Raw genomic sequence first — 15658 nt, forward strand, 5'->3', positions numbered from 1 at the left:
ATTCGACGGCCGAACCTACAGCGCCTACGCTTGGTTGAGGGCGGAAGATTCCCACGAGTCTTCCGCTTTTTTCTTAGGAGAAACCCGCCCGGTGCTGGGGGTTGAACATGGAGTGTCCTATGCGCGTTATGGCATCCCTGCTGTTTGTCAGTCTCAGTTCCACAGCCCTCGCCGATACCCTGCCCAGCTTTCTCAACAGCAACGAAACCATACGCAATCTGCCGGTGCCGAACCTGCCCGCCGACGCCTACCGGCCGAACGCCGCGCCGCTGCAAGTGCCGGAGCCCGGCGCCACGGCCGCCCAGCCGTTGCTGATGAGTACCAGGATCAACCTCAGGACCGTGCAGATCGAAGGCGGCACGCTTTATCCGCTGAACGAACTGGCCGAAATCTACAAACCCCTGATCGGCCGCCAGAGCAGTCTCGCCGACCTGATCGAGGCCACTCGCAACATCACCCGTCGTTATCAACAGGACGGTTATCTGCTGTCCTACGCTTTCCTGCCACAGCAGACTTTCGATGACGGTGTGGCGCGCGTGGTGCTGGTGGAAGGCTACGTCCGCGACGTGCAGATCGCGGGCGACGTCGGACGGGTCAAAGCCCTGCTCGAGCGACTGGCCGCCAAGCTCCAGGCCGAACGCCCGCTGACGCGCAAGACGTTCGAGCGCTACACCACGCTGATGACCCGCATTCCCGGCGTGACGATCCAGGCCCAGGTGCCACCACCCGGCACCACCGACGGCGCAACGACGCTGGTGGCCCAGGCCAGCCGCAAACCGTTCACCAGCACCCTGAGCACCACCGAAGACAACCGCAACGGCACCCAGGCATTGCTCGGCGTCAGCAGCAATTCACAAACGTCGATGGGCGAACAGCTGAGCCTCAGCGGGTTGTTTCCGCCGGGAGATGATCACGAGCATTACTACCGGCTGGACTACAACCAGTTCATCAATGACGAAGGTGCGCAATTGAACCTTTCGGCCTCGCGCTACCGGGCCGATCCCGGCACCAATGTGCAGTTGAGCAATGGACTGGAGCTCAAGCCGCACCGTGAAAACGACCGTTATTCGCTCGGTTTCACCCTGCCGCTGATTGCCGCTTCGGATGAACTGCTGACTGCCGGATCGCGCTTGTACGCCGTCAACGACAAGACCCGCTACAAGGTGATCGGCTACCCCCTGAGCGTCGAAGAACGCACCGACATCCGCGCCCTCGCCTTCGAAAGCGACTGGCGCAAGGTCGATGCCCGACAACTGCGCATTCTCAGTGGTGGCGTGTACCAGGGCTTCGACAGCATGGGAGCACACACCAACAACAACGCCATCGACCTCGACTTCTTTCGGGTGCGTCTGTCGGGGGTGCAGAGCGACAAGTTCTTCGACAATTGGCAAGGGGTGCTGTCGGCTGCGTTGTACTGGAGCCGCGACACCCTGCCCGACAGCGAACGTGCGGTGTTCGGCGGGCAGAATTTCGGCCGCGGTTATCCCGACGATCAGGCGTCGGGCGACAAGGGCTGGGGCGTGGCTTACGAGATCAACTACAGCTTCAACCGCGACGGCAACTGGGTGCGCATCCTGCAACCGTACTTCGTGCTCGACCGCTCGCGCAGCTGGTTCAACGAATTGCCGGTGCAGGCCAACAACCTGTCATCGGCGGCGGTCGGCCTGCGATTCGGCGATGCGAAGTACTACAACATTGCCCTGGAAGCGGCCAAGGCGATGTCGGATGAAGCGCTGGACACCTTCAATCGCCGGCCGCGCTACAGCATCAGTTTCAGCTATCAGTTGTAGCTCGACCGGCCGATGAATCAGAAGGCGTAGCGGACTTTTGCCGTGAACCCGTCAGCGTCAAAACCGCTGGCGGTCACGTAGTTGTACGACCCGCCAACACTCCACGCGCCGAACCGGTAGTTGGCACCCAGGCGCAGCTCATAGCTGTCGCGAACGGGTGTGGTACCACGGCTGGTGAACGAATCGCCCCCCAGCACAAACGACGACGTGGTACCGGTCTTATCGCCAATGGCGTCATGCCAGGCCATCAACTTCGCTTCAGGTTCCAGGCTCCCGGTGCCCACATCGAACGCGGCGGCCAGACGTGCCCCCACACCTACTTCGCCGACCTCGTAGCGTTGGCTGCCGACATTCAACGAGGCCGAACTGCCCTTCTCGCGATAGCTGTCCATGCCTACGTTGGCGTAACGCGCCCCGACCTGCGGCTCAAGCACCACATCCGTCATCAGGTGCGCGGTGTAACCAGCCAGCGCGCTGACGCCGAACACGTTGCTGTCGTAATCCCCCTTGGCCCGAGTGCCGGCGATGTAACGGCGGGACTCGTTGTCGTTCCAGCCATACATCAGCGACGAATCGACGAACCAGTTTTCATGGGTCCAGTTGCCGTAAAAGGTCAGCGCATGGACGGTGACCTGAGTCTTGCTGCCGCGATCAGACTTCACATTGGTGTCGAGGTAGCTGTACGCCAGCCCGATTGCGGTATCGGCATTAAACTGACCATCGGCACCTACCGCGATACCGTGACTGTCGGCGTCATAACCACTGACACCGTGACGCTCATCCTGGCTGGCATCGCTGCTCAAGGCTTGCAGCCAGACACCTTTGCCCGCGCCAACGCCTCCGGTACGGACGCGACTGGAGCGCTCATTGATGACATCCGACACCAACGTCTGACTGTTGATGGCCGCGTGAATCACGCCACGGCTAACATCCGGACTGAGTGTTTCGGACAACCTGGCCAGTTGTGCATCGGTGCTGGCGTTAGCGAACGCCTGGAACACCGGATCCTGCTCATCGAGCCGCGACAACAGACTCGACACACGGCCCACCGCCGTTGCCGCATTGCGACTGCCGCCCGCCACAAGGGTGTTCTGCGCCAACACCTCATCGGATTTGTTGGTCACCACCGACGTAATGTCGTTGCCCACGACCCCGAAGCTCTTCACATCCAGCAACGCAGACGAAGACGTCACGTTGAGGTTATTGCCACCGACGAGACTGCCCGAGCTGATCAGGGTGTATTTCGTACCACCCGGCGTAACCCGGAAATCACTGGAGCGCGCCAGCAGCCGCAACGTCGCACCCGGCGCGATATCGGCAGTGCCCGTGACTTTCAACACCGGCAACGCCGGATTGGTGTCATTGCCCAGGTACATTTCCAGCACCGAATCGGACTCTTCCATGTCGAAGTCACCGATGATCGTGGTGTGCGGTTTCACCAGCGTCAGCGTCCCGTCCTCGATGGTCACGTAACCGGACTTGATGGTCGAACCGTCGAAGATTGCGTCACCGTCGATGATCACGCCGGACAACCCGAGCAGATCACCTTTGACCTCGCCGCCATAGAAATGAAAGTAGCTGACTCCGTCATCCACCTGAATCGCCGCCTGACCACCCTCGATCAGACCTTGCTGCTGATAGATCACAAACGGCAGGCCACCGGCCGGCTGATCGCTGACATGCACGCCGATGGATTCACCGGAAATCGTACCCTGGTTGAACAGCGCGAAAGTACCCGCTCCTGCCGAGGCACTGTATTTCACACCCTCCAGCGTCAAAGCCTCGGCATTTGCCCCGGTTACGCGAATCGTGCCGTTGTTGTTCAGTACTCCCTTGAGCGTCGTACCATCCAGAAACAACCCCAACGCGTCGGTCCCACTGACACTGATCGTGCCATCGTTGGATACCCCGTTCAGCGTGGTATGCACCAGCGACACGCCGGCAGCCCGCGCCCCGCTGACCTCAATAAGGCCTTCGTTGATCAACGAACCGCCCAGCGTGCTGCCGATATCGGCAATACCACTGGAACTGCCCGAACCGGCCAGACCGTTGACCGTGATCGAGCCCTTGTTGATCAGGCTGTAGGCAATCTTGCTGGGCGTCACACCTGAGGAACCCAGCATAAGGCCCACGCCCGAACTGGCTCCATCAATCCTGATCGTGCCGTTGTTGCGCAACTGATCCGCTGTCAGCCCCATGAACTGAACGCCATAAGTCACCGTCGACGGCGTAACTGGCGCAAATGTCCCGTTGCCACTCAAATCGACCAGATTCCAGGTTTGCAGATTACTGCTCAACGGCCCGCCACTCAGGTCGTAATTCAGATTGGCAGCAAAGACAGAAGACGCCTGCAAAGAGGCGGCAGCAACAGACAGCGCCAGCAACGAGCGGCGCACGCAGGAAATGTTCAAACCAGAGTCCCTTCCAAAACACAAAATTGTTCCAGCAGGGCTCTACACTCGAAACAGGCCTCCCTACCGACCCGTCAGCAACTGACCGGGCGCGCGGAATTTACACGAGCCATCATTTCGACACCACCCAAAAGTCAAACCACTGACGCCAAATAAAAACACGCACTCCCACCACCTCAAATCAAATAATGAGCGTTAGCTCGAGTAACGCTTTGGATCTTCGGGAGACGTCGGCAGGCTGAGTAGAGGGATTCATCCGGGGGTGGGAGCGCAGCGACCGTTTGGCGAAGCCAAACACATCGAGAGGAGGTGCAGCGGCGCTCCACCAAAAAAATCAGGAAACATTCACCCGAGGTTTGGGAAACAGATTATCCAAAGTCTCAAGCAACCGAACGTGATAAATCGGCTTGCGAAACAAATCCAGCACCTGCAACCGCAGCATGTCACTCACATCCTCCATGTCCGCATGTCCGGAAGTCACAATCACCGGCAAATGCTGACGCGAAGTATGTTCCCGTAGCCGCTTGATCAACGACATGCCACTTTCCTCCGGCATGCGCAGATCGGTAATCACCAGCGCAATGTCCGGATGCCGGGTCAGATGATGCAGGGCCAGCTTCACCGACGTCGCGGTATGACAGACAAAGCCCTCTCCCTCCAGCAACTCCGCCAGCTCCAACAACGCGTCCTCCTCGTCATCGACCAGAAGCAATTGTTGGCGGGGAGTCGGGGAGGAAGACATAAGGCATTACCTTGCGATGGACTGAGCGCTGACGTTAGAACCCCTTGGGCGCATTCGCAAGTTGCCGTCCACGGATCTTCAACCTTCTCTCAGAGTGCAGCCTGAATGGTGTTGAACATCGTGGTAATAGCACCGGAAATGGGAGTCACGAATGCCGCCAGCGCCACCGCCACCATCCCGGCGATGATCGCATATTCGATACCGGATGCCCCTTCGGTGTCCCTGGCCAAGCCTTTGTAGAAGGCGACCTGGGATTTGATTGTCTGCACCGCTTTTTTTGCAAAGGACATGACTGATTCTCCTTGAAGGCATGGGGTGTTGCGGCGTTCGCAACATGATTCCCCCGTGCCAGCATCAGCATTGTCGGCAATGCCCGGACCTACAACTGTAAGAACGAATTAACACCAAAGTAGTAACGGCCCGAATAACGGCAAAAAACCATTTTTGGCGCTTTAGACCCCTACTTTCGGTAGATATTTCGGCCCGCGTAATGGCGTTTTGTTTTGGCTGCGCTACCGTCAAATAGCGAAATAGTTACTGGTTCATAGCTGCCTGTTTGCGAATTTATCTCGTCGAAAGTCACGGGTTGTTGCAAGAGACATAGCGCAGCGGGAAAGGGAGAGCCGTCATGAACAGTCGCGTCACCCTGGGCTTGGCCAGCATCTTGCTGCTAGGTGCCATCATCGCCGGTTACTGGGGGCTCACATTGAGTCGTCAGACCCCGGCCTCCGAACCCGTGGTTGCCGCCCCTGATACCCCCGCCGCCACCCCGGTACCGGTGGAAGATCCGACTCGCCAACCGGTGGTGGTGCTAGTGCGCGACATCGCTCCGTTCGTAACCATCACCGCCGCCGATGTCGCCGTGGAAAAACTGCGCACCGCCCCCGCCGGCAGCCTGGCCAGCGTCGATCAGGTGGTCGGCCGCACGCCATGGCGTGCCCTGTCCGCCGGAACCTGGCTGACCCAGGAAAGCTTTGAGGCCGGCAGCCCGCTGGCGCGGATGATCCGTCCCGGCGAACGTGCACTCGCAGTGGCCGTGGATGAAGTGATCAATGCCGGCGGCCAACTGGCGCCGGGGGATTACGTCGATGTGCTGCTGTTCTTGCGCAAGGATGAAAACAACCCGCAGCCGACCGCCCAACTGGTGGTGCCTGCCGTGCGGGTGCTGGGCGTGGGTAATCAGATGGGCCTGACCAACAGCGGCCAGCCCGCGAGTCCAGCTCACAGCGAAGAAGAAAAACTCAAACAGGAACAACTGCGCGCCGCCGCCCGCAGCGTGGTGCTCGCGGTGCCTGAACCGTTGCTCAACCGCCTGATGCTGGCCTCCAGCGCCGGCGTCTTGCGGCTGGCCGTGCGCAGTGCCGACGAGCAGCAACTGGCCCGCTATTGGGCCGGCGACAACAACGTTGCCGCCGGCCTCGACAGCCCTCGGCGCGAATTGATCGATTTCAGCCAACTGTCATTGACGCCACCACCCAAACCCCTGGCGATCGCCAGTCAGACGGCCCCCAGAAAGCCGGCCGTGGAAGTGATTCGCGGCACCGAATCCGCCGAACCCAACCCCTGAATCGAGCAAGGACGCACATTCATGCGCAAACGCTTTACGCCCCTGTTCCACTGGCTGCGGTTTATCTTGCTGAGCGTGGCTTCGATCGGCAGCGCGGCCGCCGCCACCGGCAATTGCGCCGCGCTCGCGCCGCTGCCGGCCGTGCTGGAAATCGGCGAAGGCCTGCAACAGGCCGTGCAATCACCGGTGGCGATCACCCGGGTGGCAGTGGGCGATCCGAAGATCGCCGACGTGCGCGTGACCGGCGATCAGGGCGTGCTGCTCACCGGCGTCGGCCCCGGCGCCACCACGTTGATGATCTGGACGGCCTGCGCCAGCACACCGCGTCAGAGCATGGTGTTCGTGCAGGGCAAGGCCAGCGCGGCGATGAGCGCGGCGGCGCTGCCGTCCAGCAGCGAACCGAACCTGCCCTCGCAGGTGCAGACCGACATCCGTTTCGTCGAAGTCAGCCGCACCAAACTCAAGGAGGCCGGTACGTCGATCTACGGCAAGGGCTCCAACAACTTTCTGTTCGGTGCGCCGGGCACCGTGCCGAACACCGGGGTCACGCCGGGTGTGGTGCCGCTGCTGAACATTGATCCTCGTATTGCCTCGCCAAGCATCCCGTTGGCCAACGACATGTTCAACATCGTCTGGGGCGGTGGCAGCAGCAAGTTCCTCGGCATCGTCAACGCACTGGAAGGCAGCGGTTTTGCCTACACTCTGGCGCGGCCGAGTCTGGTTGCGCTGAGCGGTCAGAGTGCAAGTTTCCTGGCCGGTGGCGAGGTTCCGATCCCGGTACCCAGCGCCAACAGCAACAGCTATTCCATCGAGTACAAGGAGTTCGGCATCCGCCTGACCCTGACCCCGACCGTGGTCAGCAACGACCGGATCGCCATCAAGGTCGCCCCGGAAGTCAGCGAGCTGGACTACAACAACGGCGTGACCATCGGCGGTACCAAAGTACCGGCGTTCACCATTCGACGTACCGACACCAGCATCTCCCTGGCCGACGGCGAAAGCTTCGTCATCAGCGGCTTGATCAGCACCCGCAATGCCTCGGAGGTGAACAAGTTTCCGGGGCTGGGCGACATCCCGGTGCTTGGCGCGTTTTTCCGCAACTCGTCAATCAACCGCGAGGAACGCGAACTGCTGATGATCGTCACCCCGCACCTGGTGCAACCGCTGGCCGTCAACGCGCCATTGCCGTCGTTGCCCGGCGAGAAACTGCGCAACTACGATCCGAACTGGTATCGCCTGTACTTCCTGGAAAACGGCAACTTCGATAAACGCAGCGGGTTATCGCAATGAGCCAGAGCCTGAGCCAGACGTTCCTCGCCATCACCCGCAACACCACTGATCTCGAGTGGCTGCAAGGCGCGCTGGCGCCCTTGGGCCAGGTGGTCAGCGCCGGAGGCGGCAGTCTCGACGAACTGCTGGCGCTGGTCGACGTGACCTTCGCCAGCCTGGTGTTCGTCGGCCTCGACCGTGAACATCTGGTGGCCCAGAGTGCGTTGATCGAAGGCGTGCTCGAAGCCAAACCGATGCTGGCGATCGTCGCTCTCGGCGACGGCATGGACAATCAGTTGGTGCTCAATGCGATGCGTGCCGGCGCAAGGGATTTCGTGGCCTATGGGTCGCGTTCCAGCGAGGTCGCCGGTCTGGTGCGACGGCTGAGCAAACGCCTGCCGGCGGTAACGCCGAACGCCCAACTCGGCGGTTTGACCGTACTGTACGGAGTCCAGAGCAACGCTGACGGTGCGCTGCTGGCCAATCACATGGCGCTGGTGGTGCAGAAGAGCGGTCAGCAGACCTTGCTGCTCGACCTCGGCCTGCCGCGCGGCGACAGCCTCGCCCTGCTGGGGCTGGAGAGTTCTTTTCATTTCGGCGACGCCTTGCGCCACTTGCGCCGCCTCGACGCGACCCTGATCGACAGCGCCTTCACCAGCGCCGAGGCCGGGTTGCGCATCCTCGCCTACGCCCCCGGCGACGAACCGCTGGAACGCACCAGCGCCGCCGAGCTTTACATGTTACTCAGCGCCTTGCGCCAGCACTTCCAGCACATCGTGGTGAACCTCACCGGCCAGCCCGACAGCGAAGCGCTGCGCACCTTCGTCAGCCATTGCGACAAGTTGCTGTGGTACACCGACCAGAATGTGCTCGACTGCCGGCGCAACCTCGCAATACTCAATCTGTGGCGCGAAAAAGGCATGAAGCTCGACCACGGCCGGCTGCTGGTGGATCGCTATCTGCGCAATGTCGCGCCGGACTCCGACACCCTCGGCCGGACCTTCGGCCTGGAAGTCATTGCGGTGCTCGCGTACAGCCCGGAACTGCGCCTCAACGCCAAAAACCAGGGCGTAACCCTGTTCGAACTGGCACCGCGCGAAGCCATCAGCCAGAGCCTGCGCACCCTCGGCGAACGGCTGGCCAAGCGCTCCGAAGGCCTGGCCAAACCCAAAGTCACCTGGTTCGATCGCTTGCGAGGCAGCTCATGAGCAGCGAGCAATTGTTCGGCGGGCCACAGCGCAACGCCACCGGCAACACCGACCACGACGGCCTGAAGCTGGTGCTGCATCGCTACATCATCGACGCCATCGAAGAATCGGGGAAAAACCTGCTGGAAGGCTCGCGGCAAGTGCTGTCGCAGTTCGTCATCGACAAGGTCGCTGAGTACATCGCCCGCCTGCACCTGGCGATTTCCCGCTATGAAATGGAGCGTCTGGCTGAAGAAATCGTCGATGAACTGACCGGCTTCGGCCCGCTGGAAGTGCTGCTGCGCGACAGCGCGGTGACCGAGATTCTGGTCAACGGCCCGCACCGGGTGTTCATCGAACGCGATGGCATGCTGCATTTGAGCGACTTGCGTTTCATCGACGCGCACCACGTCGAACGGGTGATGCAACGCATCCTCGCCCCGCTAGGCCGGCGCCTCGACGAGTCGTCGCCGATGGTCGATGCGCGCCTGCCCGATGGCAGCCGGGTCAACGCGATCATCCCGCCGATCGCCCTCGACGGCCCGTGCCTGTCGATCCGAAAATTCCGCAAGGACATGCTCAAAAGCACCGATCTGATGGCGATGCAGACCATCGATCAGGCGATTTTCGACTTCATCGCCGAGGCCGTCGGCAAGCGCTGCAACATCCTCATCAGCGGCGGCACCGGCACCGGCAAGACCACCCTGCTGAACATCCTCAGCCAGCTGATCAACCCCCATGAACGTCTGGTAACCATCGAAGATGTCGCCGAACTGCAACTCGGCCATCCTCACGTGGTGCGCCTGGAAACCCGCCCGCCGAATGCCGAGGGTCACGGCGAAGTGAAGGCCAGCGACCTGATCCGCAACGCCCTGCGGATGCGTCCTGACCGGATCATCCTCGGCGAGATTCGCGGGGTCGAAGTGGTCGACGTGCTGACTGCAATGAACACCGGCCACGACGGTTCGATGAGCACGGTCCACGCCAACAATGCCCAGGACGCGCTGCTGCGCCTGGAAACCCTGGTTGGCCTGACCGGCCGTACCATTGCTGAACGCACCCTGCGCCAGATGATCTGCGCGGCACTCGACGTGATCATTCAACTGACGCGCATGCCCGACGGCCGCCGCTGCGTCAGCGAAGTGGTGGAAGTGGTCGGGGTACGCGACGACGTTTACGTCACCAACACTCTGTTCCGTCTCGACCGCCGCACCGGTTTCGGTTTTCTGCGCGAAGCGGTCAACCCGGCCGGTGACAAATTGCGCCGTGAACCGGCGCTGCCACAGTGAGGATCACGGCATGCTCAAACCCCTGGTGCTGATCCTCATCTGTCTGGCGCTGCTCGGGCTGTCGCTGCGCCTGTTCTATAACGGCTGGCGCCAGGGTGGCACGGAACGGGTGCTGGATCGCTTGAATCAGGGACAACCACAGCTATTGGCTGAGAAACCGCGCTGGGCCGGACTGGAACGAACCTTTTTGCGCGCCGGTCTTGGCCGCCCGGATCGCCTCGAATTGTGGTTGCTGCTGTGGGCCTTCGGCAGCGTAATCGGCCTGGCAATCGGTGGCTGGATCGGCTTTCTGTTGCTGCTGGTATTGCCATTGCTGGCGTTGCGTCTCTACGTCAGCTGGCGCTATCAGCGACGCCTGCGGCGAATGATCGAACAACTGCCGCAACTGCTCGATCACACGGTGCGCAGCCTGAAATCCGGACGCACTTTGGCCGACGCGGTACTGGGCGCCATTGACGCCAGCGAAGACCCGTTGAAAAACGCCATGGGCCGGGTGCAGCGCAACGTGCAATTGGGGGTAAGCCTGCCGGAGGCTGTGGGCGATGTGGCCGAGCTGTATGAAAAGGACGAACTGCGCCTGTTCGCCGTCGGCCTCAAGGTCAATCACCGCTACGGCGGCAACGCCAGCGAACTGCTGGAAAACCTGATCCGGATGATCCGCGAACGCGACCAGGCGTCCCGCCAGTTGCGCGCCATGACCGGCGAAACCCGCATCACCGCCTGGGTGCTCGGCCTGCTGCCGGTGGGGCTGGCCGGGTACTTTCTGCTGTCCAATCCCAAGTACCTGATCGCCATGTGGAACGACCATTCCGGCCAGATGATGCTCGCCAGCGCCTTCGGCCTGCAGGTGATAGGCAGCCTGTTGCTCTGGCGGATGTTGCGCAGCCTATGACAATGCCCCTGATGATTAGCGCCCTGTTAATGCTGGGCGCCGCACTGTTACTGATCAGCGCCCTGCTTGAGCGCCGTCGTCGCGCCCGTCAGGTCACGCGGCGGCTGGAAGGTGCGCTGCTGCGCGACAATCGTTTCGACAACCTGCTGCAAGTGCTCGGCGGCAGTGCCCTCGGCCAGCGCGCGGTCAAACTCGACAACGAAACCCAGACCCTGCTCAACCGCCTCGGCTGGCGCAGCGCCCGCCAGCGCTCGCTGTTCGCCGCCTGCCAGATCGCCTCGCCGCTGCTCTTGCTGACTATTGCGGTATTGCTGCAAGGCGTGTTGTTTCCTCATATCGAAAGGCCATGGATCGCCCCGATGTTCGCCCTCGGCATCGGCTACCTGTTGCCCAAACGCCTGCTGGCGATGGCCGCCACCCGCCGGCAAAAACAACTGGCCACGGAAATCTCCACCTTCATCCCTTTGCTGCGCATCCTGTTCGAAGCCGGCATGGCCGTCGAGCAGGCGTTGCGCGTGCTCAGCCACGAAGGTCAGACGCTGCTGCCGGTGCTGACCCAGGAATTGCGCCTGGTGCTGGCCCGGGTCGATTCGGGCCTGGAACTGGGCGAAGAACTGAACAAGGCCACGCGCCTGCTGGCGGTGGACGAATTCACCGACACCTGCGTGATCCTTCAGCAACTGCTGCAACAGGGCGGCGGCGCGATGAAATCGCTGCTGGCGCTCAAGCAACTGCTCGATGACCGGCGCCTGACAAGGCTGCAGGAATACATCTCGAAAATGTCCGCCAAAATGTCCGTCGTGATGATGATGTTTCTCTTCCCGGCGCTGTTGATCGTCCTCGCCGGCCCGGGCTTCAGTGCCCTGGCACGGGCGCTGGGCTCATAAAGGAATCGCCATGAAAGCAATGATTGCCTGTTTGACCCTATTGATGCTCGGCGGCTGCGCCAGCAATGGCCAGGCGTCCTGGAACGCCCTGACACAAAACGCCGGTTGCGGCCCATTGAGCCAGGAACAACAACTGTCGATGACCCTGGCCGACGACATGGCCAAAGACGGCAAACTGCATGCCAGCCTGGCCAACCTGCAAAGCCTGCCGGACAACCTCGCCGAGGTCCGCCTGCGCAAGGCCAAGGTCTATCGCCTGCTGGGGCGCAACGAAGCCGAGCCGTTGTATCGCGGCCTGCTCGGCAGTTGCCTGGCCGCCGAAGCCGAACACGGCCTCGGCCAACTCGCCGCCGCCCGCGCCGACTACGGCCAGGCCCAGGCCCACCTGCAACGCGCCGCGCGCCTGGCCCCCACTGATGAAAAAATCCGCAACGACCTGGGCGTGGTGTACCTCAACCAACTGCGCATCGAAGACGCTCGCTTCGAATTCCTCACCGCCATGGAACTCAAGCAAAGCGACTCGCTGGCCGCCCTGAACCTGGTCACGCTGCTGCTCTACCAGGACGACTGGACCCGGGCCGCTGAACTCGTCAGCCGCCTGAACCTCAGCCCCGAACAATTCAGCGAAGCCCAGGCCCGCGCCCAGAAACTCAAGACCCCAAGCCCCGTCACCGCAGCCACCACCGCGATGCTCAAATAAGGAGCCCCGCCATGAAAGCCACCGCGCTCTGCCTCACCCTCCTCGCCTTGCCTCTGACCACCCACGCCATCGACCCCGGCCCCTCCTCGGCGCAACAACAGGAAACCGAAGGCTGGCTGCTCCTGCAAAGCCGCAACAAAGCCGCCTCCGCCAGCCCCCAGACCAGCACCCCCACCGAACGCGAACTGAGCATGCAACGCTGGTTGAAGAGCTACACACACGAGATTCCGGAATTTTTTGATCAGAAGCAGGGAGGAACTGTGGACAGTGGGTCGGGAGGGTAATCGGGGCGCAAGCACACACTTCCAAACGTGTTTGTTCCTACAGATGGCGTGATTCTGGAGGATGTTTCCGACACCTCGCGTCGGTTGTCCCTCGGAAACGGGGTGGATAGGCTTTGGGGGTCGCTGCAAATTCAGCGAACGGGCTTGGTCGTCCGGGTTTAGAATGGCGCACTTTTCAGCATGCTTAATGGCGAACTGTGCGTGGGAGGGCTCCGGCCCTGCCGGGTTTCCATTCCCTGGTCGACCAACCCGCGTACGGTTCGCCACCCGACTGCTTGGTCGCAGAGCGCGGCGAACTCCATATTCCGAATGGAGCTTCACCATGAAAAAACCAACGCCGAATCCACCCGAAACCGACAACACCTCGCCCTACGAATCTACCGATTCAAAGAAACTCCACGACGCCGCCGAGCGCGCCCTCGATCACTACCTGAACCCCCTCCCGAAAAAATGCCCCGGCCGTAAACCGAGCGAAATGTTCCAGATTTCACCGGACATGGACGATGAAAGCCTGCTGGCCCACGCCTGCGAATCCCTGGCCTCGGCCAGCGTCATGGCCAGTGACGTGGCAGCCTATGTCGACTCACCGCAACGGCACCGGATCCTGGGGATACAACAAGTCATCATGCTCGCCGAACTGGCGGTGAACCGCGTGCTGGATAACGTCGAAGTACAGCGTTACCCGACCCCCTGCTAAGCCGTTCCGACAAAACCGACCTGCCAGCGCCGGCTGCATTCGCTGGCAGATCGATTGGGACGCAGAGCGTCCCGGGCTGCATTCCCACGCGGAGCGTGGGAACGATCAAGCAAAAACAGTTCGCCTTTCGCCCTCCACCCTCCACATCTCACCACTCACCACTCACCACGATGAGCGTTAGCTCGAGTACCGCTTTTGACTTGCCGGCCCCATCGGAAGGCTGAGTGGAGGGATTGATCCGGGGGTGGGAGCGAAGCGACCGTTTGGCGAAGCCAAACACATCGAGAGGAGGTGCAGCGAAGCAAACCGTAGGCGATGCCCCCGGATCAATCCCGGAACGAAGGAACACCGAGCCCAGGCGAGGTGCCGAACGCAGGGGCCCAGCGTTTTGGTTACTTTTGGGCGTCTGCAAAAGTGACTCGCCGTAAGGGCGAAACCGCCAGCAGAGGCACCCGCAAAAACGGATATTCACCCAAACCAACCCAAAGCCTGGCCGGCCCAAAGGCCGCCAAGGTCAATGCGCCGTAACCCCCCGCCGAACAGATAAAGAACTCCCCGGTGCCAAAGCCAATGCAAGCTGCGTCCGATTATGCATATGCGTCAACCGCAAAACCTGCGACACATACAACTTCACCGTGTTCTCGGTAATCCCCAACTCACAGGCAATCTGATAATTGGTCTGCCCCTTGCCTACCAGCCGGGCCACATCGAGCTGTCGTGGCGACAACTGCTCGAAAATCGCCGGCATCTCCACACTGTCACCCTCAGGCAATGACTGGGCTGCCGGCCCAGGCCCGCGCCGCGCCTTGTCCAGATCCTGATACAAATCATCGATCGACGAAGAAAGATCCTGCAGCTTCTGATTCAGGTGCCCCAGTTGCAGCGTTTTATGCCGCTCCTGCAGCACTGCTTCCTGACGCCGCAGGCCGTCCAGCAACTCATCCAGATCCACCGGCTTCTGGTAGTAATCGGCAATCCCCGCGCGCAACGCCTTGATCACATCCTGCTTGTCGGCGCGACCGGTGAGCATGATCGCTTCGAACGCGCGACTCTTACCGGCCAACCGCTGCAGCGCCTGCACCAGCTCGATGCCGTCCATGTCCGGCATGTGCAGGTCGCACAGCACCAGGCCGATCGCCAGATCGTCACTGAACCGCGCAATCGCCTCCTGACTGGACCCACAAGGAACGCAGCGATAACCGCTGCTCTCGAGAAACTCGCAAAGTTCTTCAACAATCAGCGCCTGATCATCGACCACAAGAACCTTTACCGCCGACGTAAGCTTGTTCACGTGCCACTCCATGCCCGGGCCAAAGCTGACCATTCCTGTACTGCCAGCCAGTGGCTGTACAAACCCTTATTTGAAAGTAGACGCACTTTCCGACTATGTACATCGCAGTAGTGGCGAATGGCGACTAATGGATCCAACAGAAAGTCAGGATTGTTCCAACCAGCACGAAAGGCGCAAATGGCAGCTTTTTTGACGGTTCTGGGCTCAAATATCGAAGGCGGCCCCTAACCTCTTGACTTGCAAGCAGCCAGACTTTTGGCACCAGAAGCATCCAGATCGCACTGCAAAGTGCGGCGCCGATAAACGCGCCGAGCAGGTGCTGACCGTCTGTCGCAAGGGCTAGGGCTGTCATTAGTTTCACATCGCCGCCGCCCATTCGCCCCAACAGATAACCCGGCAGCGTAAGCGCCAGCGCCAGCAACACTGCCCAGCCGCCCTGCGCCGCATCGGCACCGAGCCAGGTGCTGCCGGTGACCAGCAACCAGACCAGCGCCAGCGCGCCGACGCCGAGGGTCAGGACGTTGCCGATATGGCGTTCGCGGGCATCCTGCACAGCGCAGAGTGACAGCCAGATCAGTAGGGCAAAGCTGTGCATCCGGTAAAAATCGTCCGTTTTGGCTGAATGATTCTATGCTGATACTACGTAGTGACT

15 protein-coding genes are annotated in these 15658 nt (G+C 61.2%); 10 read left to right on the forward strand and 5 right to left on the reverse strand.

The features are described from left to right. Window positions 1-119 precede the first annotated feature (119 nt). Window positions 120-1790 carry a ShlB/FhaC/HecB family hemolysin secretion/activation protein gene (locus MKZ87_RS24135; protein ID WP_085700957.1) on the forward strand — a complete coding sequence of 557 codons (1671 nt, stop codon included), beginning with the start codon at window positions 120-122 and terminating at the stop codon, window positions 1788-1790. 17 nt (window positions 1791-1807) lie between these two features. Here the strand turns inward: MKZ87_RS24135 and MKZ87_RS24140 are convergent, their stop codons facing one another. The 3 genes from MKZ87_RS24140 to MKZ87_RS24150 form a co-directional block, all read right to left on the reverse strand. Then, window positions 1808-4201 (reverse strand): autotransporter outer membrane beta-barrel domain-containing protein, encoded by a 2394-nt coding sequence (locus MKZ87_RS24140; protein WP_085703478.1) that lies wholly within the window; start codon window positions 4199-4201, stop codon window positions 1808-1810. Between the two features lie 334 nt (window positions 4202-4535). Then, complete coding sequence (locus MKZ87_RS24145; RefSeq protein WP_085703477.1) at window positions 4536-4943, reverse strand: response regulator; 408 nt, start codon at window positions 4941-4943, stop codon at window positions 4536-4538. Window positions 4944-5032: 89 nt separating this feature from the next. Next, window positions 5033-5233 carry a Flp family type IVb pilin gene (locus tag MKZ87_RS24150; protein ID WP_085703476.1) on the reverse strand — a complete coding sequence of 67 codons (201 nt, stop codon included), beginning with the start codon at window positions 5231-5233 and terminating at the stop codon, window positions 5033-5035. 338 nt (window positions 5234-5571) lie between these two features. Here MKZ87_RS24150 and cpaB point away from each other — a divergent pair, with 338 nt between their 5' ends. From cpaB to MKZ87_RS24195, 9 genes are all read left to right on the forward strand, one after another. Beyond that, a complete protein-coding gene (cpaB, locus tag MKZ87_RS24155) occupies window positions 5572-6510 on the forward strand; it encodes a Flp pilus assembly protein CpaB (RefSeq protein ID WP_266202064.1) in 939 nt (312 codons plus the stop codon). A 21-nt stretch (window positions 6511-6531) separates the two neighbouring features. Continuing rightward, on the forward strand, window positions 6532-7800 hold the full coding sequence (locus tag MKZ87_RS24160; protein ID WP_085703474.1) for a type II and III secretion system protein family protein: 1269 nt from the start codon (window positions 6532-6534) through the stop codon (window positions 7798-7800). After that, window positions 7797-8987: a pilus assembly protein gene (locus MKZ87_RS24165; protein WP_085703473.1), complete on the forward strand. Its 1191-nt coding sequence runs from the start codon at window positions 7797-7799 to the stop codon at window positions 8985-8987. Before MKZ87_RS24160 ends, MKZ87_RS24165 begins: the two co-directional genes overlap by 4 nt. Beyond that, window positions 8984-10255, forward strand: a complete 1272-nt coding sequence (locus MKZ87_RS24170) for a CpaF family protein (RefSeq protein WP_085703472.1) — start codon at window positions 8984-8986, stop codon at window positions 10253-10255. Before MKZ87_RS24165 ends, MKZ87_RS24170 begins: the two co-directional genes overlap by 4 nt. 10 nt (window positions 10256-10265) lie before the next feature. After that, window positions 10266-11147: a type II secretion system F family protein gene (locus MKZ87_RS24175; RefSeq protein WP_085703471.1), complete on the forward strand. Its 882-nt coding sequence runs from the start codon at window positions 10266-10268 to the stop codon at window positions 11145-11147. After that, window positions 11144-12034 (forward strand): type II secretion system F family protein, encoded by an 891-nt coding sequence (locus MKZ87_RS24180; RefSeq protein WP_266202065.1) that lies wholly within the window; start codon window positions 11144-11146, stop codon window positions 12032-12034. The genes MKZ87_RS24175 and MKZ87_RS24180 overlap by 4 nt, the downstream gene beginning before the upstream one ends. 10 nt (window positions 12035-12044) lie before the next feature. Further along, window positions 12045-12734, forward strand: coding sequence for a tetratricopeptide repeat protein (locus MKZ87_RS24185; protein ID WP_227234344.1), 690 nt, complete (start codon window positions 12045-12047; stop codon window positions 12732-12734). 11 nt (window positions 12735-12745) lie between these two features. Beyond that, on the forward strand, window positions 12746-13018 hold the full coding sequence (locus MKZ87_RS24190; RefSeq protein ID WP_266202066.1) for a DUF3613 domain-containing protein: 273 nt from the start codon (window positions 12746-12748) through the stop codon (window positions 13016-13018). Between the two features lie 322 nt (window positions 13019-13340). Then, window positions 13341-13715, forward strand: coding sequence for a DUF6124 family protein (locus MKZ87_RS24195; RefSeq protein WP_266202067.1), 375 nt, complete (start codon window positions 13341-13343; stop codon window positions 13713-13715). A gap of 514 nt (window positions 13716-14229) precedes the next feature. Here MKZ87_RS24195 and MKZ87_RS24200 read toward each other — a convergent pair. Next, a complete protein-coding gene (locus MKZ87_RS24200) occupies window positions 14230-15006 on the reverse strand; it encodes a response regulator transcription factor (protein ID WP_323873476.1) in 777 nt (258 codons plus the stop codon). 124 nt (window positions 15007-15130) lie between these two features. Further along, window positions 15131-15601, reverse strand: a complete 471-nt coding sequence (locus tag MKZ87_RS24205) for an A24 family peptidase (protein ID WP_085703466.1) — start codon at window positions 15599-15601, stop codon at window positions 15131-15133. Window positions 15602-15658: the final 57 nt, after the last annotated feature.

It is taken from the genome of Pseudomonas sp. MCal1 (genome assembly GCF_026341415.1).
In the GTDB taxonomy this organism is placed as follows: domain Bacteria; phylum Pseudomonadota; class Gammaproteobacteria; order Pseudomonadales; family Pseudomonadaceae; genus Aquipseudomonas.